Below are 20,092 nucleotides of genomic sequence, written 5' to 3'. Positions count from 1 at the left end.
GTGGGCAGCTAGCAATTTTGAGAATAAAAAACAACAAACGCCCCCACATCGGCAGCAGCGCCAACGCCGTCCCTAAAATCTTTCAGCGCAAAGCTTGGCTTTGTACCCACGCACGATCAACAAGGGGCAATCATGAAAAAACTGGCCATCGGCGTTCTCAGCGCAGGCGCACTGGCTGTTGCTGGCGGGCTGACCACCAGCTATTACATCGGAGGAAAAATTCAAGAAGCACTGGAGCAAACCGCCGATGTCTGGAGCTCCGAAGATGGCTTTACCGTGCGTGTGCTGGAATACGACCGCGGCCTGCTGAGTTCGCGCGCGCAAACGCTGTGGTCGTTTGCCAGCGAAGAGGATGTCTACGACATCACCGTCACCCACGACATTCTGCATGGCCCTTGGCCCATGGGCAAAGCTGCCAAAGTAGTGTCACAGTTTTTGCTGCCCGAAGACAGCGACCCGCAGCTGCTCGAAGCTTTGCGTGACCGTGCAGCACTGGAGTGGGTCACCACCGCCAATTGGTCTGGCGGTACCGCACACACCCTGTTTTCTCCCAACTTTACAGCCAGCTTTGCAGACGACTCTTCGCTGACCTGGGGAGGACTGCAAGCCGAATGGACACTCTCGCCCGAGCGCACCGACACGCAAGGCTGGGTGCGCATGCCGGTATTGCGCGTCAAGGTGGAAGATGGCAGCCGCCTGGACGTGGAAGACACTGAAATCACGTTCGATACGCACATGCCTGCTGGCTATAGCTTCTGGCTGGGGCCCACTGCGCTGAAAATTGGCCTGCTGGCGGCCCAGAACACCGAAGACGACACCCAATTGAAATTACAGGGGCTGATGCTCAACACCAGCAACGTGCTGCAAGACAAGCTGGTGCAATCCGGCATGGACGTTCAGCTGCAGCAACTGGAGATGCCCAGCTTGCATGCCAACGACTTCGCGCTGAGCATGCAATTCAAAAACTGGGACGCAGACTGGCTCAACCAACTCGTTGTTTGGCTACAGGCCGGCAGTGATGCCCAAGCGCTGGACTGGCAGAGCAGCTTGCCCGCATTGCTGGCTGGCAAGCCCGAACTGGCCATTTCCCGCCTGAGCATGCAAAGCGCTGATGGCCCCGTCTCCTTCTCCGCACGCCTTGCGTATACCGGCACACAACCTGGAGCATTTAACCCGGGCACCGATCTGGAAGGGCAATTGCGCACCGCCTTGCCGTTGCCGACCTTGGTACAGCTGCTGGAAGCCAAAGTGCGCAACGATTACCTTGCACTGCTGGAGCAGATGAACCATGCGCTGGAAGCAGAAGAGCTGCAAGCCGCAGTGGAAGATGGTGTGCACAAACGCCTGAAGACGCTGCTGAGCCAAGGGGTGGTGCTGCAGCAAGGCGATACCGTCGAGGCAGCCTTGGAATTTGCGCACGGTGAGTTCAAGCTCAACAACCACCCGCAAACCTTACCCCAATTGCTGAGTATTGGCAGCGGCTTGTAGACCCGCTGGCACCTGCAAGACACAGCACCCGATACAACAAGACAGGGTTCGCTGCATGCACATACAAATACGCATACGCACACGCAAACAAAAAGGCTGCCCAAGGCAGCCTTTTTTGATATCTGACAAAAACCAGCGCTGGCGCTTTATACACAAGCGCCAGCAGCTATGCTTTTAGGCGTACTGCTGCACGCCGTGTTTGCCATCGACCAGGTGCCCTGCCGACAGCGACATCATCAGCAGCGCAATACGCTCGTGCATGATGACGGTGTGTGCATTGTGCGAATCCACCATGTATTGACGCAGCTGCTCACGCACCTTGGCTGCGCCCGTCACATCAATAATGATGTCGACCTCTGTGCCTTGGCTGACCAAGTCCATAAAGTTATCCGTCACAGGAATTTGGTGCTGGCGTGCCAAGGCAATGCCGGGCAGCTCCAAGTTCAAATCCGCCACGCCGATGAGTTTGACAAACGGGGCACTCAACAGCTGTTGAAGCAAAGGAGTGCCTGTTTCACCAGCGCCAATGACTACGATGCGAAATGTTTGCATTGAGAAATACCTTCTAGAAATCCGCCGCAACCCACCTGCGCGCGGCAAGTTCACAGTGTCAGCGCAGCCCCAGGGCCGCACTCTGCGCCACGTCAAGAACACGCCAGCCGCAGCACCTGTCACTTGCTGACATACAAACGCAGCGGCAGCACGCGACAATCCCTAGATGCGAATCGGATCGGAACTCTTCATGCAGCGTCGTCAATATCTCGTGGCACTGGCCCATCTCAGCGCCTGCGCCGCACTCCCAGCTTGGGCCAGGCCTGCATCAGACAGCGGATTGTTCCCGGTGGACAGCCGGGTTCCCGGCGGTGTGGCTCGGCTTTCGCTGGGCCCCTCTTCCGCACAGCCCAAGGTCACTACTGCCGAAGGTACCCCCGTGCTGGTGGTGGGGGACATGATTGAATGGACAGCGCTGGTAGGCATTCCACTGTCGGCCAAGCTCGGCGTACACACCGTCACGGTGCGCAACGACGATGGCATGCAATCGCTCGATTACAGCGTGAGCGACAAGCAGTATGCCGAGCAGCGCCTGAAAGTTGCCCCTAAAACGGTAGATTTAGCGCCCCAAGACTTGGCGCGGCATGAACGCGAACGGGCGCACCAGCAAACCATCATGGCGCTCTTTAGCGCACCCGCACCAACGTTGACGGCCATGCGCATGCAACCGCCCTGCTCAGGCCCGCGCTCCAGCAGTTTTGGGCTGCGCCGCGTTTTTAATGGGCAATCACGCAATCCCCATAGTGGAATGGACATTGCGGCCCCCACTGGCACCAGTGTTGTAGCGCCGCTCCCCGGTAAGGTCGTCGATATTGGGGATTACTTTTTCAACGGCACCACGGTGTGGCTGAACCATGGCGGCGGCCTTCTCACCATGTACTGCCACCTGTCCGGTGTGCAATGCAGCGTTGGCGATGTGCTGCAACCGGGACAAACTTTTTGCCAAGTTGGCGCCAGCGGCCGCGTCACTGGCCCGCACTTGCACTGGGGGGTCATGCTCAACCGCACCATGGTTGACCCTGCGCTATTTTTAGCCTAATCGGCCATCAACCCTTATGAATAAAGCGCTCAAAGCTATTTTTTAAATAGCATTAAACTTGGCTAGGGGCGCTTGCTAAGCTCGCTCAGACCTTACGGTGCCTCAACCAGCAGGTAGCGGCGCATCAGATCAAAGAAGCTGTCATAAAACTGGTCACTGGTTACGGTTTCACTGCCAATTTTGATCATGGAGTCATGACCTGCTGCCACGGGCACAGAGACAGTACCCAACATGCTCACGCCCAGGCTGGCGGAATTGCTGGCCATCTTCAACGCAAAACTGTCTTGCAAGGCACTGACAAAGCCCATGCTCAAGCCGCCATCGCTGCTTTCTGGCACGCAGGTCACGCGAATATTCATTTGCACATGGCGGTCCGGCTGGGGCTGAAAGCTTTTTTGGCCCTCTACCACCTCCTTATCCGCCTTGTTGACGATGTAGCCCTGACTCAGCAATGCGCGGCGCGCTGCTTCACACGTTTGTGCAGGCGTCGCATCAAACAAGCGTGAATAGGTGGCAGCTGAACCAAATTTCTCTTCCACCTTGGGCATCGCTTCGGTCGCAGAGCGCCCGCCCAAGCCGCTGCAAGCCGTCAGCAGCGCCGCCATCCCCAGCACTGAGAATGCACCAACGATTCGACGCGCCGAGTTGCCTGAGAAAAAATGGGACATAACTGTTTCCAAGAAACCTGTGATTGTGAGTCTGGTGCACAACTGCTGCTTGACCCACCGGTAAATCGCTCACGATTTTATAGCTACTTGCAATTGGCACACTGCGTATGCCTAAAGCTCGGACCATAAACTGTCTCATTCGGTATCAAGGCACAGTCTTACACTACAAAACGCTACATACATGCACCAAATCATGCATTTCTCATGCATGCTTGTATATCACCGTGCGCAACGCACGGTACACAGGAGTTATTACTGAATGTTGTCCTTGAAATCACTGGGGTTGGCTTGCGCACTGGGAACTACGATGCTGGTGGGCTGCACCACACACTCTGCAGACCTTAAAAAACCAGCGCAAGCGGGCAAGGCTACGGCCACCTTGCAATCCCACCGCTGGGAATTACAGCAAGCGCTGACCTCGCAGAGCACACCAGACCCTCAGTGGCAAATTCCTGCCTCCAACGACAAGACGGCACGTACCATCGGTGTCAATTTTTCTGCCGACCAGCGCATCAGCGTCGATCGCCTGTGCAACACCCTCATGGGTAGTTACAGCACCCAAGGCGAACACATCCAAATCAGCCGTTTGGCGGCCACCATGATGGCTTGCAATGACAACGCATTGATGGAATTGGAGCAAAACGTCGCACAACAATTACCCAAAGCGCAGACTTGGAAAATCAAGGATGGCCCCACACCCACGTTAGAGCTGAAATTCGAAGGCGGCGCTTCCTGGCAGTTCAAGGGAACGCCGACGCACGAAACACTCTATGGCAACAGCCAACGCATTTTTCTAGAAGTCGCACCACAAAAAGTTGCATGCAACCATCCGCTGATTCCGAATGCGCAATGCTTGCGCGTGCGAGAGATCCAGTACAGCAGCCAAGGCATCAAACAAAGCGCGGGCGAATGGCAAAACTACTACGGCTCGATTGAAGGCTACACCCATCAAGATGGGGTGCGTAATGTGCTGCGTATCAAGCGTTTCACACGCGACCAAGCTCCTGCAGATGCATCCAAACACATTGATGTTTTGGATATGACCGTTGAAAGCGAGATCGTGCGCTGAGCTATCACTGCTCAGACGCTATAACAAAAGCCCTTGCACAGTGTGCGAGGGCTTTTTTTCTAATGCACTTGTACCCAATCTCTGTGGGTTTGGCTGTGGAAAACTCTATGAAAAATCGCCACAACCTGCGCCCCGCTTAGGATTGCAGCGTGTGCTCAAAATTCGGGCAGCGATGACGTCGCGACCACAAAGATAGGTTCTAGACAAACCGGAACGTCCCATCCACAAACATGGATGCGCGATGACCTCGATCCGTCAACTCATCTGCATATGACCAAAAAGCTTTGACTTTGCCATTTTCGGTATCAATGATTTGACTTACCGTGAAGCCTGTTTTTTCAATCCAGTTCAAGAAATGCAAAGTCTCGGAAAGCTGCAAGTAACTCAAACGCTCGTTGCCTTGCGTCACATTGCCATTCTTGTCCGTCACACGCCAAATCAGGTCGCCACGCACGGAATAGCTTACCTGCGCGGTGCTTTCAGGAAATTGAATCACCGCCTCTCGTCCTAGCAAAGCGCCTGTGTAATGCATTGTCATTGCGTGCCCCTTCGTTCCAGTGCCACTGCATGCATCAGTGGTCACGCAATTGATTGTTGAATGCATCCCCGATTAGCCCTTGTGGGAATACAACCCGAGATCGAGCAATCACCCGAGAAAAATTTGCGTGAGGCATAAAACCCATATCACCACGGCACTAGCAAGCCAAGCTTTACAGCGACCAGTTATGCCGCACCCAAACCAGTTTCTCCAAATTCAACTGCAGCGTTTTTGCCTGTTGCGTTAACAAAATTTTCACATCTACTGGCAAGTTTTTGCGTAGCGCACGCTGGTACGCAAAAAGCAAGCTGCGCTCGCGCCGCTCGCACACTTCAAAAGCCTCTGCGGGAGTCCATTCTGAGAGTCGAGATCTAAATGTCATCCATCCCACATATAGCCGTTGCGGCCAATGACTCACATTGTTTAAGGAGACTTTATTGCTATGGCATAAGGAGCCCAGCACCTGAATAAATCGTTGCAACAAATCGATATGCCGCTCAATAACCTGTTGTGCAAAATCATTCACAGGCACAGAACGCATACTCCAAAGATCACGTAGCAGCGTTTGGCACCCTTTATGCAAGGGGTAGAGTACGGCGGGCAGATCGCGTACGGGTATCACGGTCAGGGAGATGCTTTGCCTATTGTGCATTTGTGCACGGGCATGCATCCAGGCATCTTTTACCGCTTGGCGCACTTCTCGCCATGGCAGCAAACTGGTTGTAGTCTGGGCACCCCACTGTATCTCCAGCGCTTGCACCAACTCTGCGAAGTCAGCATTCGGATGCTGCAAAGCAGCCATCCAGCCCAGTTCATACGCAGGCTTATATTGGTCGTACCCTCTACCAGCCACGTAATAAGGCTCTTGTGCAAACTGTATGTGCCAATACGCATTCTCTTGTTCAGAGACTATGAGCATTTGGCGATCTGTGGTCATCGCTGACACCTCAACGCCAGGCTCTGCCGTCAGAAGACCATGTATGTAACGAACTGGGTACTTGAACATACCTTTGCGTGAATAAAAGGGAATGTAAGCATGCTGGTCAATCGTGAAGCACTCACAAAACTAAAGCGAGCACTAGCTTTATGGAATTGTCAGACCCGGCATGCCCCCCAGACGGTCGGCATAGGCAAGCGCTGGATGTAGGACTGGCCACATAGACCACACCTTCTGAATCTCTCGTGCATAAAAAAAAGGCATATGCGTGCATATGCCTTTGTGCTGGTAGCAAGGTAGCTATTAATTTTCTGAAACTACTCGCTCAGCCCCATCCAACCCCAGTTCTTGAATTTTTCGGGTAATAGTGTTGCGACCAATCCCCAAACGCAGCGCAGCTTCCATGCGCTTGCCATGGGTCAGACCCAAGGCCGTATTGATCAAGCTCGACTCGAAGCGCTGGCTCAAAACGTCCCAAACTTCTTTGCAATCGCTTTGCAAAAGCTTTTTGGCTTCGACTTCCAGCAATGCTTCCCAACCTTGCGATGCCACAAGTTGTTGAATCGCTGCAGGCTCTGGCTGCGGAGACAGTGCCACCCCAGGCTCGCTAGGGTTTGACATCACACTCGACACTGCTGTCTGCGCCAGCATCTCAGTCGGCGCAGCTGCCAGTACCTCTGGCGGCAAGTCCTGCACTGAAATTTGCTGCGCAGGGGCCATCACCGTCAGCCAGTGGCAAATATTCTCTAGCTGGCGCACATTACCGGGAAAGCTGAACTGCGCCATGCGCTGCAATGCAGCTTCGGAAATGCGCTTGGGTTCCACACCAAGTTGCTTGGCACTGCGCTGCAAAAAATGCTTGACCAACATCGGCACATCTTCGGCGCGCTCGCGCAAAGAGGGAAGGCGCAAGCGGATCACATTCAAACGATGGAACAAGTCTTCGCGAAATACTCCGTCTTTGACGCGCTGCTCCAAATTTTGGTGCGTCGCTGCAATCACACGCACATTGCTTTTGACCGCCGTATGCCCACCCACGCGGTAAAACTGACCATCCGACAAAACACGCAGCAAGCGAGTTTGCAAATCAAATGGCATGTCGCCAATTTCATCAAGAAATAAGGTACCCCCCTCCGCTTGCTCGAAGCGGCCACGCCGCTGGGTTTGCGCCCCTGTAAATGCGCCACGCTCATGCCCGAACAATTCGGACTCCAGCAAATCTTTAGGAATAGCAGCCGTATTGATGGCGACAAATGGTCCACCAGATACTGGTGAGTGCTTGTGCAAAGCACGGGCAACCAGCTCTTTGCCCGAACCAGACTCGCCCGTAATAAGTACCGTCACAGCACTTTGACTCAACCGCCCAATCGCACGAAACACATCCTGCATGGCCGGGGCTTGACCTAGCATCTCCGGCATGACTGTTTGGCGCTCTTCCGCAACTTGCTCGCGCTCACTTTCTTCCACTGCACGGCGAATAAGCTCAATTGCCTTGGGCAGATCAAACGGCTTTGGCAAATACTCAAACGCGCCACGCTGAAAGGCAGAGACCGCGCTGTCCAAATCCGAATAGGCCGTCATGATGATGACAGGCAGATCCGGCTGCTGGGCATGCACCTCTTCCAACAGTTGCAGCCCCGATCCACCTGGCATACGGATATCGCTCACCAGCACTCTGGGGCCTTGCTGTGCGGGATCACCATCGGGCAAATCAGCCAATGCAGCGAGCACCTCACGGGGATTGCTAAAGCTACGGGTTTCCAAATTTTCGCGAGCCAACGCCTTTTCTAAGACGAAGCGGATCGAGGGGTCGTCATCTACTATCCAGATCGGCTTCATATGCTGTATTTACCTTCCGTTGCTTGTGCTTCAAAGACTTCGGACTTAAGGCAACGGGATGAGGATACGAAAATCCGTGCGCCCAGGCATGCTCTCGCATTCAATGAGTCCGTGGTGACGCTGAATAAATGTCTGCGCCAGCGGCAACCCCAAGCCTGAGCCGCCATCCCTGCCAGTCACCAACGGATAAAAAATCCGTTCCTTGATGTGATCTGGCACGCCGGGGCCGTTATCGATGACATGCAATTCCAGTGCCAGTCTGTGGCGCTGGCGACCAATTGTGACTTGACGCACCACGCGCGTACGCAACGTAATCTCTGCATCTCCAGTACACACCTTCTCCGACAGCACTTGGGCAGCGTTTTGCACAATGTTGAGCAAGGCCTGTATGAGCTGCGCTCTATCCCCTTTGAATTCAGGAATCGAGATATCGTAATCACGGCGAATTTTGAGCCCTTGCGGGTATTCCAGCAGCACCAGCGAACGTACACGCTCGCACACCTCGTGAATATTCAAATCCACCAGCTGGTGGGGATGGCGGTGTGGGGCCAGGAGACGATCCACCAGGCTTTGCAGCCGGTCTGCTTCATGAATGATGACTTGGGTGTATTCCTTGAGCTCTTTGCTCTCCAGATCCATCTCCAACAACTGCGCCGCACCACGGATACCGCCCAGCGGATTTTTAATCTCATGGGCCAAGTTGCGTACCAGCTCTTTGTTGGCCTGCGCTTGCTCTACCAAGCGCTCTTCTCGGTCTTGGCGTGCCTGCTGCTCCAGCACCCAAAGCTCAATCAACCGCAAATCGGTGTGCTCAACAGCTGTTACCGTCACGTGGACGAATAAGGGGTCTTGCGCAGGGCGTTGCAACCCCGTATCAAAGCTCATGGCGGCATAGCTGGGGCGCTGCCCATCGGCAGTATCCAGGCCCGCTCGCAACAAAGAAGGCGCCGACAAATAGGGTGCGAACTCTGCCCCTTCCAGCATCCGCCGAGACAGACCCACCGCGCCTTCAAGCGCCGCATTCGCAAACACGATGCAACCTTGCGCATCTACCACCACCGCCAGCGTAGAGAGTAAATCCAAGGCGGCAAAACGTTGTGCAGCAGCAGTAGCATCAAGCGGCATGCAATCTATCTTTCCAAAAATCAGCCACCATTGTGGCGCGCCAGCTCACGCTGAATACCCGCCACATCAGCCTCTTGTCTGGCAATGTTGGCTTTCAGTGCCTCTAAGCGTTCGTTAAAAACCTGCGGGTTACGCAACTCCAGTGCAGTTTTCGTTGGATTGCCACCGTTGTATTCGGCTTGCAGCGCGCTGAGCTTTTCCTGCGCCTTCTTGAGCTCACCTTGCAAAATAGCGCGCGCATCGTTGTCACGGGCTTTTTGCTGGTTGGCATCTACTTGCACCGCAGCACGGTTGCCCGCAGACGCAGGCTTACTGCCCTCAGCGGGTTTATTCGCTGTACTGCTGCCCCCACCGGTGTGAACCACCGTCACATGACCACCCTCCACCACTTGGCAATTGCGCTGCTTGGCCACTGCTGCGCTGTTGGTGTACTCGTTCCCACAGCGATAAATACGCTCTTGCGCTATGGCATTGATTTGTGCCGATCCTGCCGCAATGCAACAGCCAAGCACCACCATCCATCGATTCATTGTTATGCCTCCATTCAAGAGTGAGCCGCGTGTACTCCAAGACTCACGGTATGGCTGCATTGTGCTATGCACGGCACAACTTGTCCTTGATTTTCCAGATAAGCATCTACATGTTTGCCACAAAAAAAGGCAGCTACAAAGCTGCCTTTTTGAGTTGCTTATTGGCGCAGTCTGAGCCAATTACAGCGAGTAGTACATATCGTATTCAACTGGGTGCACCGCTTGGCGGAAGCGCGTGACTTCACCCATCTTCAACTCAATGTATGCATCGATCATGGAATCGCTGAACACACCACCCTTGGTCAGGAAGGCGCGGTCTGCATCCAGCGCTTCCAGCGCTTGATCCAGGCTGTGGCATACGGTAGGCACCAACTTGTCTTCTTCGGGAGGCAGGTGGTACAGGTCCTTGGTCGCAGCTTCGCCGGGGTGAATCTTGTTTTCCACACCATCCAAACCAGCCATCAGCAGCGCTGCAAAACCCAGGTAGGGGTTCATCAGTGGATCGGGGAAGCGGGCTTCCACGCGGCGACCCTTGGGGTTGCTCACGTAAGGAATGCGGATCGAAGCAGAGCGATTCTTGGCCGAGTAAGCCAGCTTCACAGGCGCTTCAAAGCCGGGCACCAGACGCTTATACGAGTTGGTACCGGGATTGGTGATGGCGTTCAGGGCACGTGCGTGCTTGATGATGCCGCCGATGTAGTACAGCGCAAAGTCAGACAGACCGGCATAGCCGTCACCGGCAAACAGGTTCTTGCCGTCCTTCCACACCGACTGGTGCACGTGCATGCCAGAGCCGTTGTCGCCAGAGTAAGGCTTGGGCATGAAAGTGGCCGTCTTGCCGTAGGTGTTGGCAACGTTCCAGATCACGTACTTTTGCAGCTGGGTCCAGTCAGCACGCTCCACCAAGGTGGAAAAACGTGTGCCCAACTCGTTTTGACCAGCACCAGCCACTTCGTGGTGGAACACTTCGACCGGGATGCCCAGCGATTCCAAGATCAGTGACATTTCAGCGCGCATGTCTTGGGTGCTATCGACGGGAGGCACGGGGAAGTAACCGCCCTTGGTACGGGGACGGTGACCACGGTTACCACCTTCAAACTTGGTGCCGGTATTCCATGGTGCCTCGTACTCTTCGATTTCGAAGAAGGGGTTGTGAGGCTCTGTACCCCAGCGCACGCCGTCAAAGATGAAGAATTCGGGTTCGGGACCGAAGTATGCGGTGTCACCCAGGCCGGAAGCCTTCAGGTAGGCTTCAGCGCGTTTGGCCACCGAGCGGGGATCGCGGTCATAGGCCTTACCGTCACCGGGCTCGATCACGTCACACTGCAAGATCAGCGTGGTTTCTTCAAAGAAGGGGTCGATGTTGGCGGTGTTCGGGTCGGGCATCAACAACATGTCCGATGCTTCAATACCCTTCCAGCCGGCAACCGATGAACCGTCGAAGGCGTGGCCCGACGTGAACTTGTCTTCATCAAAGTGCGACAGCGGCACAGTCACGTGCTGCTCTTTGCCACGGGTATCAGTGAAGCGCAGGTCAATAAACTTGACCTCGTTTTCCTTCACTAGGTTCATCACATCTGCAACGGTCTTAGCCATCAGGTTCTCCTGGAAAAGCGCTTCATAGAAAGTACAAAGTTAGCAAAGCAGTTTGCATGCCAACCCGTGCCAGCTGCGCCAACACACTTTCACAAGCATAAGGCCATGAAGTATTTGTCTTCACGGCCTTATCAAATTCACCATTTTGGTGCAAATCTAACGAACCCCTCCGAGCCCGTCTTCTTGGCACCATTTTAGTTCGTAAGTACGCACCACATTGATGCACTCAGCATTTCATACGCAGGATTGCACCAATTAAGACATGCATCTATCGCAGCAGCTGTTTGGGGCCCTCTGTTTGCAGGGCATTTCATTCGGGGGCACGCTCTTGCGCTGCACGCAAACTGTACAAAGCTGCCAGCGTGTAATGCGCAAACCACAGTGATGCAAAAGCCAGCACCAGCGCATACATCCACACCGCCAACGGAATCAACACCCAAAAGGCTGCGGCAAACACCACCCCGGAAGCCCACACCAAGCTGGGTGCAGCACCGATGTAGCCACAAACCACGCCCATCAGTATCAAGCGATAGCGGTGCGTGTGCAAAATGGCATGGCGCTCTGCCTTGCTGGCATGCTCGGCCAAGGCATCAAAGGTCATGAGCCGGTAAGTCAGCCAGCCCCCAATCAGCGGTGGCAACACCAGCACAAAGGGTGGCACTAGCCACAGGGGCAGAGACAGCAACAAGGCCAGCAAAGCCAGCGCAGTTGCGCACAGTGCCCACCACGTGCTGCCCACCCAGCCTGCTCCGTGTTTGCGCTGCAGGTGCGCAAACCGCCGTGCGGCGACCAGCTCGACCATTTGGGGCGTCATCACCACCGACACCACAGCCAGAGCGATCATGATCATCACGGGGCTCACCAGCAGCACCACGGTAACAGCCGCAGCCACCGCACTGGCTGCCGCCGTAGCTGTCCCCATCCAGCTCCACAGCCATTGCAGCCAGCTGGCGCGCTCCAGCCAAGACTGCACCGTACCTACCGACGCATCCCACCAGAACAACCCAAACAGTGCTGCCATCACAACAAGCAGCAGCAAGGGGAACAAAGACCATGCCATCACCCGCACCCGCAGGCAATCGGCCAAAGCACGCCACAGGGCATCCAACATCATTTGCATGCGCACAGCATAGCGAGCTGCCCGTGCGGCTGCATGCATGGCACATGCAAGCCAACAGGTTTCACAAAAACCATAGCTGCTAGCGCTTGTTGTTCATAAATTTCAGATGGTTTTTCATGCGAAAGCATTGTTCGAAAAGCGCAAGCTGCTCCTTTATTTTTTTATTCAAAGCACCTTGATGTCTCACATGGACACAAAAAAAGGAGCCCGAAGGCTCCTTTTTCGCGAAGGCAAGCTGCAATTACAGCTTCCACTTCTCCATCAGCTTTTCAGCAGTCAAGTTGTCATAGCCTTCAAAAGGCTGGTGAATCCAAGGATTCGTGGGCAAGTCTTCCACCGAGTAATCGGCCTGGAAAGTCGACACACCCTTGGTCCAGATCACCGCAGTGCGCAGCTCTGTGATGGGGGCATAGTTTTCCTTCAGGCGCTTGACCACGGCGTTCAGCGTCACGCCGGTATCGGCCAGGTCGTCCACCAGCAGCACGCGGCCTGCAATCTCACCCTTGGGAGTCGCGATGAAGCGGCCGATGTCCAAGTGGCCCTGCACCTTGCCCGCCTCAGCACGGTAAGAGCTGGTCGACATGATGGCCAAAGGCTTGTCAAAAATACGGCTCAGAATGTCACCGGGGCGCAGACCACCGCGTGCCAGGCACAAGATGGTGTCGAATTCCCAGCCCGACTGGTGAATCTTCAACGCCAGCTTTTCGATCAAGCCGTGGTATTCGTCGTAGCTGACGTACAGGTGCTTACCGTCTTCTGTCAACATGTGTGGTTCCTGTCTAAATGCTTCGCAAAGGAGCGTGTTTATAAAGGCAGAAGCGCTTACGCAGCTGCGTAGGGGTTTTGCATCAGGATGGTGTGATCGCGGTCAGGGCTGGTGGAGACCATCGCAATCGGCACACCCGTCACTTCCGCAATACGATCCAGATAGCGGCGTGCATTCACGGGCAGCTTGTCGTAGTCGGTCACACCCACGGTGGAGTCGGTCCAGCCGGGAATGGATTCGTAGATGGGCTTGCAGCGCTCAATGTCGTCAGCACCCAAAGGCAGGATGTCGATCTTCTCGCCGTCCAGCTCGTAGCCCACGCACAGTTGCAGCTCTTCGATGCCGTCCAGCACGTCCAGCTTGGTAATGCACAGGCCAGACAGACCGTTGATCTGGGCCGAGCGCTTGAGCAGCGCGGCATCAAACCAACCACAGCGGCGCGAACGGCCAGTAGTTACACCCTTTTCAGCACCCACGGTGGACATGATCCAGCCCGGTGTGCCTTCCTTTTCCCACTCTAGCTCGGTAGGGAATGGGCCACCGCCTACGCGGGTGCAATACGCCTTGGTAATGCCCAAGATGTAGTGCAGCAAACCGGGGCCCACGCCAGCGCCAGCCGCAGCATTGCCGGCCACGCAGTTGGACGAGGTGACGTAGGGGTAAGTGCCGTGGTCTACGTCCAGCAACGTGCCTTGCGCACCTTCAAACAGCAGGTTGGCACCGGCAGCATGGGCGTCGTTCAGCTCGCGCGATACGTCAGCAATCATGGGCTTGAGCAGCTCTGCATGGCGCATGGCTTCTTCGTACACCGCGTCAAACTGCACTTCACCGTTCTTCATGTAAGGCGCCAAATTGGCACCAAACTCAAACTTTTTCGACCCCAGCACGTTCACCAGAATGTGGTTGTGCAGGCTCAGCAGCTCGCGCAGCTTGGTCGCAAAACGCTCGGGGTGCTTCAGGTCTTGCACGCGCAGTGCACGGCGCGCAATCTTGTCTTCATACGCTGGGCCAATGCCCTTGCCCGTGGTACCAATCTTTTGCACACCGCCTTGTTCGCGGGCCGCTTCACGGCACACATCCAGCGCTACGTGGAAGGGCAAAATCAAAGGACAAGCTTCGGACACACGCAGGCGGTTGCGCACAGCAACGCCTGCCTTCTCCAGGCCTTCAATTTCTTCAAACAGCTTGCCTACCGACAGCACCACACCGTTGCCGATGTAGCACTTCACGCCGGGGCGCATGATGCCGCTGGGAATCAGGTGCAGCGCAGTCTTCACGCCATTGATCACCAGGGTGTGACCCGCGTTGTGGCCGCCTTGGAAGCGCACTACGCCTTGGGCGCTTTCGGTCAACCAATCGACCAATTTACCCTTGCCTTCGTCGCCCCACTGGGTACCGACGACGACCACGTTGCGACCTTTGGTTGCTTTCATAATCTCAAATCCGATGAATTGAAAAATGCCTTAAATGGCTTGCACGACCCATTGCCCGGCGCTATGCACCAGAACGCGGTCGCAGTCGAATTCGTCCACTTCACTCTCATGCCCGGGAAGCACACACACCACTGTTTCACCTTGCGCACGCAATTGCGCAATCGCAAAACTCAGTTGTGTATCACTACCCCAAGGAGCGCGAATGGCCGCACGCAGCGGACGCGATGGCACCACCGACACCAGCTGTTTGATGTCCAGTGAGAAGCCCGCCGCAGGGCGGTTGCGTCCAAAAACAGCACCCACTTCGTCATAACGACCACCACGCACCAGCGCATCGCTGGCTCCAGGGACGTACACAGCAAAGCGGGTGCCACTGTAGTAAGAATAGCCACGGACATCCGCCAAATCGAACGTCACATTCGCTTGAGGAAACTGTGCGGCAAACCACTTCAAGTGCTGCAGCACGTGCTGCGCCCCAGGAATGCCTGCCAACAGTTTTTCAGCCTCGTCCAGCACACTGACATCGCCGTAAAGCTGCAGCAACGCCAGCAAACCTTCGCGAGAGGCTTGGGGGAAATTTTTAGTCAAACCAGCCAGCTCTGTCGCATCCTTCGCAGCCAGTGCGGCATGCACTTTTTGCAAAATACTGGCATCCAGCATCACTCCAGCCATCAAGCTGCGTGCAATGCGCACATCCCCCAAATCTACGGTAAAGCCCTCAAGACCCGCGCCTTGCACACAAGCCAGCGCCAAGCTCAATGCTTCCACATCTGCTTCGGGGCCAGCATGTCCATAGATTTCCGCTCCGAACTGCAAAGGCTCTCGCGTAGCCCGCGGACGGTCTGGCGCTGCATGCAACACAGGGCCGCAATAGCACAGGCGCGTGACTCCCTCACGATTGAGCAAGTGCGCATCAATGCGCGCCACTTGCTGCGTCATGTCCGCACGCAGTCCCAAAGAGCGTCCAGAAATCTGGTCAACCAACTTGAAAGTTTGCAGATTCAGTGCTTCACCGGTACCGGTGAGCAAAGACTCCAGATACTCCAAGAGCGGAGGCATGACCAACTCATACCCATAGCTGCGTGCCGTATCGAGCAAACCTCGACGCAACTCTTCGATGTGACGTGCCTCAGAAGGCAGCACATCGGCGATGTGATCCGGCAGGACCCAAGCGGACATGGAAAAAGGGGGAGGCTGTTAAAAACGTGATTCTATCGGCTATCGCAGCCACGCCCTACAAAAGGCTTATGGCCTAGACATAAGGCACGTTATTTGAGCAGCCAGAGCAAAGCCAGACCGACTGCGATACAGAGCAGCCCCATAAAACGTATCTGACCATCACGCAGGGCCAGAAGCTGGGCAAACATGTGCCTCCAGCCTTTCGGAGAGATGAAGGGGAAGAGGCCTTCAAGGACCAAAACTAAGGCCAAGGCAGCCCACCAAGAAATTTCTGTTTCCATGGCGGTGAGCTTACCTTGGCCTGATGGCTGCAAAAGGTCTACAGCGACTTAGTTGCCTGACCCACTACTGCGGAAGGACTTAAAGAAATCAGAGCTACTGGGATCCACCAGCATCACGTCGCTCTTGTTGGCAAAGCTGGCTTTGTATGCATCCAAGCTGCGATAAAACTTCGCAAACTGCGGATCTTGGCCAAAGGCTTCAGCATAGGTTTTTGCAGCAGTTGCATCGCCTTCACCCTTGATGATCTGTGCATCACGGTAGGCGTTGGCCACCGTCACTTCACGCTGGCGGTCGGCTTCTGCGCGAATCTTTTCACCCTCTGCAGCCCCGGTAGAACGCAGCTCATTCGCTACACGTTTGCGCTCCGCTTCCATACGGCGATATACCGACTCCGTAATGGTTTCGGCGTAGTCCACACGGGTAATACGCACATCCACCACATCAATGCCCCAGTGTTTGCCACCAGAGCCACCCGTCACGGCTTTCAGGACTTCATCCTTCACGTCGGCCATAAGGGTATCGCGTTTGCTGGAGAGCAGTTCACGTACGGTGCGCTTATTGACTTCTTCTTGGAAGGCATTGCGCACCACGCGGTTGAGCTGCATAGCGCCAGCGCTTTCATCCAAACCCACATTACGGATGTACTCCGATGGGTCGCTGATGCGCCAGCGCACATACCAGTCGATCACTACACGCTGTTTCTCAGCCGTCAGCATAGGCTCCGTATCCGTGCTGTCGAGCGTCAACAAGCGCTTATCGATATAGCGTACGTTTTGAAATGGAGGCGGCAACTTGAAGTTCAGACCCGGCTCCGTAATCACGGTCTTGATCTGACCCAAAGCGTAGACAACACCAAATTGGCGCTGGTCTACCACAAAAAGCATGGAGCTCAGCAGCGCCAACACCACCAACAAGCTAGAGGCAATAAATCCAACTCTGTTCACAACGGATCTCCTCAGCGGGACTCACGTTCACGCGAACGTGCATCACGTGCGCGCGAATCAGCGGGGGTTGCAGGGACCACAGTCACTGCGTTTTGCGACTGTGCACGCGCAGCAGCATCGGTCACTGCCTGCGGGGCAGCACCTGCGCTTTGCATAATTTTGTCCAACGGCAAATACAGGAGATTCGAGCCTTGGCGCGAGTCCACCAGTACCTTGGTCACGTTGCTGTAAACCTCTTGCATGGTTTCGGTATACAGACGATCACGCGTGACTTGCGGCGCCTTCTTATATTCCGCTAACAAAGAGCTAAAGCGCTGTGCATCACCCTGGGCTTGTGCAGCAATGCGTTCCCGGTAGGCCTCCGCCTCTTCTTTCAGGCGCGATGCAGTACCAGTGGCGCGAGGAATCACGTCATTGGCATACGCTTGCGCCTCGTTCTTGGCGCGCTCACGCTCTTGCCCCGCCTTCAATACATCGTCAAATGCGGCCTGCACCTGCTCTGGCGGACGAACACCACCTTGCTGCATGTTGATGCCAACCACTTCGACGCCTACTTTGTAGCGATCCAAGATGGTCTGCATCAAATCCCGCACACGAGGAGCGATCTGGTCACGCTCCTCCGCCAGCGCGGTATCCATCTTCATCTTGCCCACGACTTCACGCACAGCCGTCTCGGCAGCTTGAACCACTGCGACATCAGGGCTCTTGCTTTCAAACAGCCAAGCCCGCGCGTCGCTCAAGCGGTATTGCACAGCAAATTTGATCTCAACGATGTTCTCATCTTCGGTCAGCATGGCCGACTCTCGCAAACCAGTGCTTTTGATGATGGTGTCGCGACCAACATCTACAGAGCGAATTTGCGAAACGTATACCAACTCATGATTTTGAATCGGATAAGGCACGCGCCAATTAAAGCCCGCACCCACTGTCGAGTGGTACTTACCAAACTGCGTAATCACAGCTTGCTGGCCTTCTTGTACGATAAAAAAGCCTGTACCTAGCCAGATGAGCACCGCGATACCCGCGATGACTCCCACCCCAATGCCAGCACCCTTCATTTCTGGAGGCTGAGCACCATTACCACCACGAGGGCTTTGCGGCGGTTTACCCCCAAACAAGCCCGAAAGCTTGCGATTGAGGTCGCGCCACAACTCATCCAAATCTGGCGGCTGCCCTGCTTGGTTGTTTTGACCACGAGGTGGCTGGTGATGAGAGGAAGGCGGTGGCGTTGGACGATCAGAATCCGGGCGCTGCTCGCCCTCCCCTGCATTGTTGTCCTCTCCACGGCCCCAACGGGGATCATTCAGATTGAACATTCCCCGCAAGCGTTCTGGCAGCACTGCCCAGCGTGGGGCGCGATTCAGGAAATTCATGCGAAAAGTCTCAATTGGTATTGCTATGAACCATTTGGCATTGTGCCCAAATGTAGGGTAGACACTTTGCTCAATCGTCGTAGTCTTCGGGGGGCATTGACTCGGACAGCAATCCATCCTCATCGCCTGGTATACCCCCTTCGGCGGGCGTCTTGCGTGCAGCCAGTGCTGCATCTGCCAAGATTTGGCGCAACTGCGGCAATCCTTCTCCATTGCGCGCACTCACGAATACACGAGGCACTTCTACCCCATCGACTTCGTAAGTATCTTGCAGAGCAGCGGGCATGCGGCCTCGCGGCAAGGCATCAAGTTTGTTGAAAACCAAAACCTGCGGAATACCCAAGGCATCAATTTCCCCCAACACTCTGCGCACTTGATCCATCTGCTCAGGGAAAGTTTCATTCGAGGCATCCACGACATGCAGCAACAAGTCCGCATCAACGGCTTCTTGCAAAGTCGCTTGAAACGCCTCTACCAACCCGTGTGGCAAATCACGAATAAACCCTACCGTATCTGACAGTGAGACGGATAACCCTGCCTCGCTCAAATACAGCTGGCGTGTCGTGGTATCCAAAGTCGCAAACAACTGGTCTGCAGCATAAGCCCGGGCCTTGACCAGCGCATTGAACAATGTCGACTTACCTGCATTGGTGTAGCCCACCAAAGAGATATTGAAAACATCTCGGCGTTCTCGCTGACGACGCTGTGTCTGGCGCTGTTTCTTTACCTTCTGCAGCTTGTCTTTGGTGCGCTTGATAGCATCCGCAATCATGCGGCGATCTAGCTCAATTTGCTTTTCACCAGGGCCACCACGGCCGCCGATACCACCCATTTGGCGTTCCAAGTGTGTCCATCGCCGCACCAAACGGCTACTGACGTATTGCAGCCTTGCGAGCTCCACCTGTAACTTGCCTTCATGGCTGCGCGCGCGCTGTGCAAAGATCTCCAAAATCAACAATGTACGATCGTTGACAGGCATCTCCATATGGCGCTCTAAGTTGCGTTGCTGCGCAGGACTTAAAGCCTGGTCAAACAAAACTTCTTGGGCGCCATGCATTTGCGCAAGCATGCGAATTTCGTCTGCTTTGCCACTGCCCACAAACAAAGCAGCGTCTGGCGCTTTTCGCTTGCAGGTGATTCGCGCAACGGGATTCAAACCAGCGGTTTGTGCCAACAAGCCTAATTCTTCAAGCTCGCTGTCAAAATGTGGAAGTCCGAAGTCAACACCAACTAAAACCACAGGGGTGGCGGTGTTAGGGGAAGATGTAGCGTTTGCGCTCATGCCAGCACCTCCCCTGCCCTGCGCTGCTGCGCAGGGAATGGGTAAGTCAACAAGTTCAAGCGGCTGGTGCCTCGTTCTCGTTGCTGTCAGCCATATTAAAGTTCACCGCACGTCCGGGAACGATGGTCGAGATGGCATGCTTATAGACCATTTGCGTCACTGTATTGCGTAACAGCACCACGTACTGGTCAAAAGACTCGATCTGACCTTGCAGCTTGATGCCATTCACCAAATAAATGGAGACTGGCACATGCTCGCGACGCAGTGCATTCAGAAAGGGATCTTGCAGGAGTTGGCCTTTATTGCTCACGATATTCTCCGTGTTCGGAAAT

20 protein-coding genes are annotated in these 20,092 nt (G+C 55.1%); 3 read left to right on the top strand and 17 right to left on the bottom strand.

Going from position 1 to position 20,092, the window contains the following annotated elements:
* Window positions 1-132: 132 nt before the first annotated feature.
* Window positions 133-1,488 (top strand): DUF945 family protein, encoded by a 1,356-nt coding sequence (locus B3R00_RS11480; protein ID WP_286999117.1) that lies wholly within the window; start codon window positions 133-135, stop codon window positions 1,486-1,488.
* A 174-nt stretch (window positions 1,489-1,662) separates the two neighbouring features.
* On the opposite strand, the gene B3R00_RS11475 is transcribed toward B3R00_RS11480, so the two are convergent.
* A complete protein-coding gene (locus B3R00_RS11475; RefSeq protein WP_286999116.1) occupies window positions 1,663-2,040 on the bottom strand; it encodes an oxidoreductase in 378 nt (125 codons plus the stop codon).
* Between the two features lie 190 nt (window positions 2,041-2,230).
* Here B3R00_RS11475 and B3R00_RS11470 point away from each other — a divergent pair, with 190 nt between their 5' ends.
* A complete protein-coding gene (locus B3R00_RS11470) occupies window positions 2,231-3,079 on the top strand; it encodes a M23 family metallopeptidase (protein WP_286999115.1) in 849 nt (282 codons plus the stop codon).
* A 92-nt stretch (window positions 3,080-3,171) separates the two neighbouring features.
* Here B3R00_RS11470 and B3R00_RS11465 read toward each other — a convergent pair whose 3' ends face one another.
* The gene (locus tag B3R00_RS11465) at window positions 3,172-3,747 is read right to left on the bottom strand and encodes a DUF2242 domain-containing protein (protein WP_376747662.1); all 576 of its coding nucleotides are present in this window, start codon (window positions 3,745-3,747) and stop codon (window positions 3,172-3,174) included.
* A gap of 259 nt (window positions 3,748-4,006) precedes the next feature.
* On the opposite strand from B3R00_RS11465, the gene B3R00_RS11460 reads away from it, so the two are divergent.
* On the top strand, window positions 4,007-4,816 hold the full coding sequence (locus B3R00_RS11460; RefSeq protein WP_286999114.1) for an META and DUF4377 domain-containing protein: 810 nt from the start codon (window positions 4,007-4,009) through the stop codon (window positions 4,814-4,816).
* A gap of 199 nt (window positions 4,817-5,015) precedes the next feature.
* Here B3R00_RS11460 and B3R00_RS11455 read toward each other — a convergent pair whose 3' ends face one another.
* The 15 genes from B3R00_RS11455 to hfq all read right to left on the bottom strand — a co-directional run bounded on the left by B3R00_RS11455 (window position 5,016) and on the right by hfq (window position 20,070).
* Window positions 5,016-5,354, bottom strand: coding sequence for a MoaF-related domain-containing protein (locus B3R00_RS11455; protein ID WP_219164171.1), 339 nt, complete (start codon window positions 5,352-5,354; stop codon window positions 5,016-5,018).
* 172 nt (window positions 5,355-5,526) lie between these two features.
* Window positions 5,527-6,291, bottom strand: a complete 765-nt coding sequence (locus tag B3R00_RS11450; protein ID WP_286999113.1) for a hypothetical protein — start codon at window positions 6,289-6,291, stop codon at window positions 5,527-5,529.
* Between the two features lie 303 nt (window positions 6,292-6,594).
* Complete coding sequence (gene ntrC / locus B3R00_RS11445; protein ID WP_286999112.1) at window positions 6,595-8,130, bottom strand: nitrogen regulation protein NR(I); 1,536 nt, start codon at window positions 8,128-8,130, stop codon at window positions 6,595-6,597.
* Window positions 8,131-8,175: 45 nt separating this feature from the next.
* The gene (glnL, locus tag B3R00_RS11440; protein WP_284214900.1) at window positions 8,176-9,255 is read right to left on the bottom strand and encodes a nitrogen regulation protein NR(II); all 1,080 of its coding nucleotides are present in this window, start codon (window positions 9,253-9,255) and stop codon (window positions 8,176-8,178) included.
* Between the two features lie 20 nt (window positions 9,256-9,275).
* Window positions 9,276-9,785 (bottom strand): hypothetical protein, encoded by a 510-nt coding sequence (locus B3R00_RS11435; RefSeq protein ID WP_286999111.1) that lies wholly within the window; start codon window positions 9,783-9,785, stop codon window positions 9,276-9,278.
* A gap of 180 nt (window positions 9,786-9,965) precedes the next feature.
* Entirely contained in the window at window positions 9,966-11,381 is a 1,416-nt protein-coding gene (gene glnA, locus B3R00_RS11430; protein WP_284214898.1) for a type I glutamate--ammonia ligase, read from the bottom strand.
* 310 nt (window positions 11,382-11,691) lie between these two features.
* Window positions 11,692-12,501: an EI24 domain-containing protein gene (locus B3R00_RS11425; protein ID WP_286999110.1), complete on the bottom strand. Its 810-nt coding sequence runs from the start codon at window positions 12,499-12,501 to the stop codon at window positions 11,692-11,694.
* A 241-nt stretch (window positions 12,502-12,742) separates the two neighbouring features.
* A complete protein-coding gene (locus tag B3R00_RS11420) occupies window positions 12,743-13,267 on the bottom strand; it encodes a phosphoribosyltransferase (protein ID WP_219164165.1) in 525 nt (174 codons plus the stop codon).
* Window positions 13,268-13,323: 56 nt separating this feature from the next.
* Entirely contained in the window at window positions 13,324-14,700 is a 1,377-nt protein-coding gene (locus B3R00_RS11415) for an adenylosuccinate synthase (RefSeq protein WP_286999109.1), read from the bottom strand.
* A 30-nt stretch (window positions 14,701-14,730) separates the two neighbouring features.
* The gene (locus B3R00_RS11410; RefSeq protein ID WP_286999108.1) at window positions 14,731-15,879 is read right to left on the bottom strand and encodes an ATP phosphoribosyltransferase regulatory subunit; all 1,149 of its coding nucleotides are present in this window, start codon (window positions 15,877-15,879) and stop codon (window positions 14,731-14,733) included.
* Window positions 15,880-15,968: 89 nt separating this feature from the next.
* Window positions 15,969-16,160: a DUF2065 domain-containing protein gene (locus tag B3R00_RS11405; protein WP_286999107.1), complete on the bottom strand. Its 192-nt coding sequence runs from the start codon at window positions 16,158-16,160 to the stop codon at window positions 15,969-15,971.
* Window positions 16,161-16,208: 48 nt separating this feature from the next.
* Complete coding sequence (gene hflC, locus B3R00_RS11400) at window positions 16,209-17,105, bottom strand: protease modulator HflC (RefSeq protein WP_174862597.1); 897 nt, start codon at window positions 17,103-17,105, stop codon at window positions 16,209-16,211.
* An 11-nt stretch (window positions 17,106-17,116) separates the two neighbouring features.
* Entirely contained in the window at window positions 17,117-18,478 is a 1,362-nt protein-coding gene (hflK, locus tag B3R00_RS11395; RefSeq protein WP_286999106.1) for an FtsH protease activity modulator HflK, read from the bottom strand.
* A 70-nt stretch (window positions 18,479-18,548) separates the two neighbouring features.
* Window positions 18,549-19,760, bottom strand: coding sequence for a GTPase HflX (gene hflX / locus B3R00_RS11390; RefSeq protein ID WP_286999105.1), 1,212 nt, complete (start codon window positions 19,758-19,760; stop codon window positions 18,549-18,551).
* Window positions 19,761-19,815: 55 nt separating this feature from the next.
* A complete protein-coding gene (hfq, locus tag B3R00_RS11385; RefSeq protein ID WP_174862600.1) occupies window positions 19,816-20,070 on the bottom strand; it encodes an RNA chaperone Hfq in 255 nt (84 codons plus the stop codon).
* Window positions 20,071-20,092: the final 22 nt, after the last annotated feature.

The sequence above is a fragment of the Comamonas sp. UBA7840 genome, assembly GCF_002501455.1.
Lineage (GTDB): Bacteria > Pseudomonadota > Gammaproteobacteria > Burkholderiales > Burkholderiaceae_C > Comamonas > Comamonas jiangduensis.
Note: the sequence above shows the minus strand (reverse complement) of the source record. Positions and strands in the feature narration are given on the sequence as shown.

Coding starts and splice junctions, on each gene's coding strand:
- B3R00_RS11460 (WP_286999114.1), top strand. CDS start 4,007: ATGTTGTCCTTGAAATCACTGGGGTTGGCTTGCGCACTGGGAACTACG.
- B3R00_RS11420 (WP_219164165.1), bottom strand. CDS start 13,267: ATGTTGACAGAAGACGGTAAGCACCTGTACGTCAGCTACGACGAATAC.
- B3R00_RS11435 (WP_286999111.1), bottom strand. CDS start 9,785: ATGAATCGATGGATGGTGGTGCTTGGCTGTTGCATTGCGGCAGGATCG.
- hflK (WP_286999106.1), bottom strand. CDS start 18,478: ATGAATTTCCTGAATCGCGCCCCACGCTGGGCAGTGCTGCCAGAACGC.
- B3R00_RS11480 (WP_286999117.1), top strand. CDS start 133: ATGAAAAAACTGGCCATCGGCGTTCTCAGCGCAGGCGCACTGGCTGTT.
- B3R00_RS11455 (WP_219164171.1), bottom strand. CDS start 5,354: ATGACAATGCATTACACAGGCGCTTTGCTAGGACGAGAGGCGGTGATT.
- B3R00_RS11415 (WP_286999109.1), bottom strand. CDS start 14,700: ATGAAAGCAACCAAAGGTCGCAACGTGGTCGTCGTCGGTACCCAGTGG.
- B3R00_RS11450 (WP_286999113.1), bottom strand. CDS start 6,291: ATGACCACAGATCGCCAAATGCTCATAGTCTCTGAACAAGAGAATGCG.
- B3R00_RS11470 (WP_286999115.1), top strand. CDS start 2,231: ATGCAGCGTCGTCAATATCTCGTGGCACTGGCCCATCTCAGCGCCTGC.
- B3R00_RS11410 (WP_286999108.1), bottom strand. CDS start 15,879: ATGTCCGCTTGGGTCCTGCCGGATCACATCGCCGATGTGCTGCCTTCT.
- B3R00_RS11465 (WP_376747662.1), bottom strand. CDS start 3,747: ATGTCCCATTTTTTCTCAGGCAACTCGGCGCGTCGAATCGTTGGTGCA.
- glnL (WP_284214900.1), bottom strand. CDS start 9,255: ATGCCGCTTGATGCTACTGCTGCTGCACAACGTTTTGCCGCCTTGGAT.
- B3R00_RS11425 (WP_286999110.1), bottom strand. CDS start 12,501: ATGCAAATGATGTTGGATGCCCTGTGGCGTGCTTTGGCCGATTGCCTG.
- B3R00_RS11475 (WP_286999116.1), bottom strand. CDS start 2,040: ATGCAAACATTTCGCATCGTAGTCATTGGCGCTGGTGAAACAGGCACT.
- glnA (WP_284214898.1), bottom strand. CDS start 11,381: ATGGCTAAGACCGTTGCAGATGTGATGAACCTAGTGAAGGAAAACGAG.
- ntrC (WP_286999112.1), bottom strand. CDS start 8,130: ATGAAGCCGATCTGGATAGTAGATGACGACCCCTCGATCCGCTTCGTC.
- B3R00_RS11405 (WP_286999107.1), bottom strand. CDS start 16,160: ATGGAAACAGAAATTTCTTGGTGGGCTGCCTTGGCCTTAGTTTTGGTC.
- hflX (WP_286999105.1), bottom strand. CDS start 19,760: ATGAGCGCAAACGCTACATCTTCCCCTAACACCGCCACCCCTGTGGTT.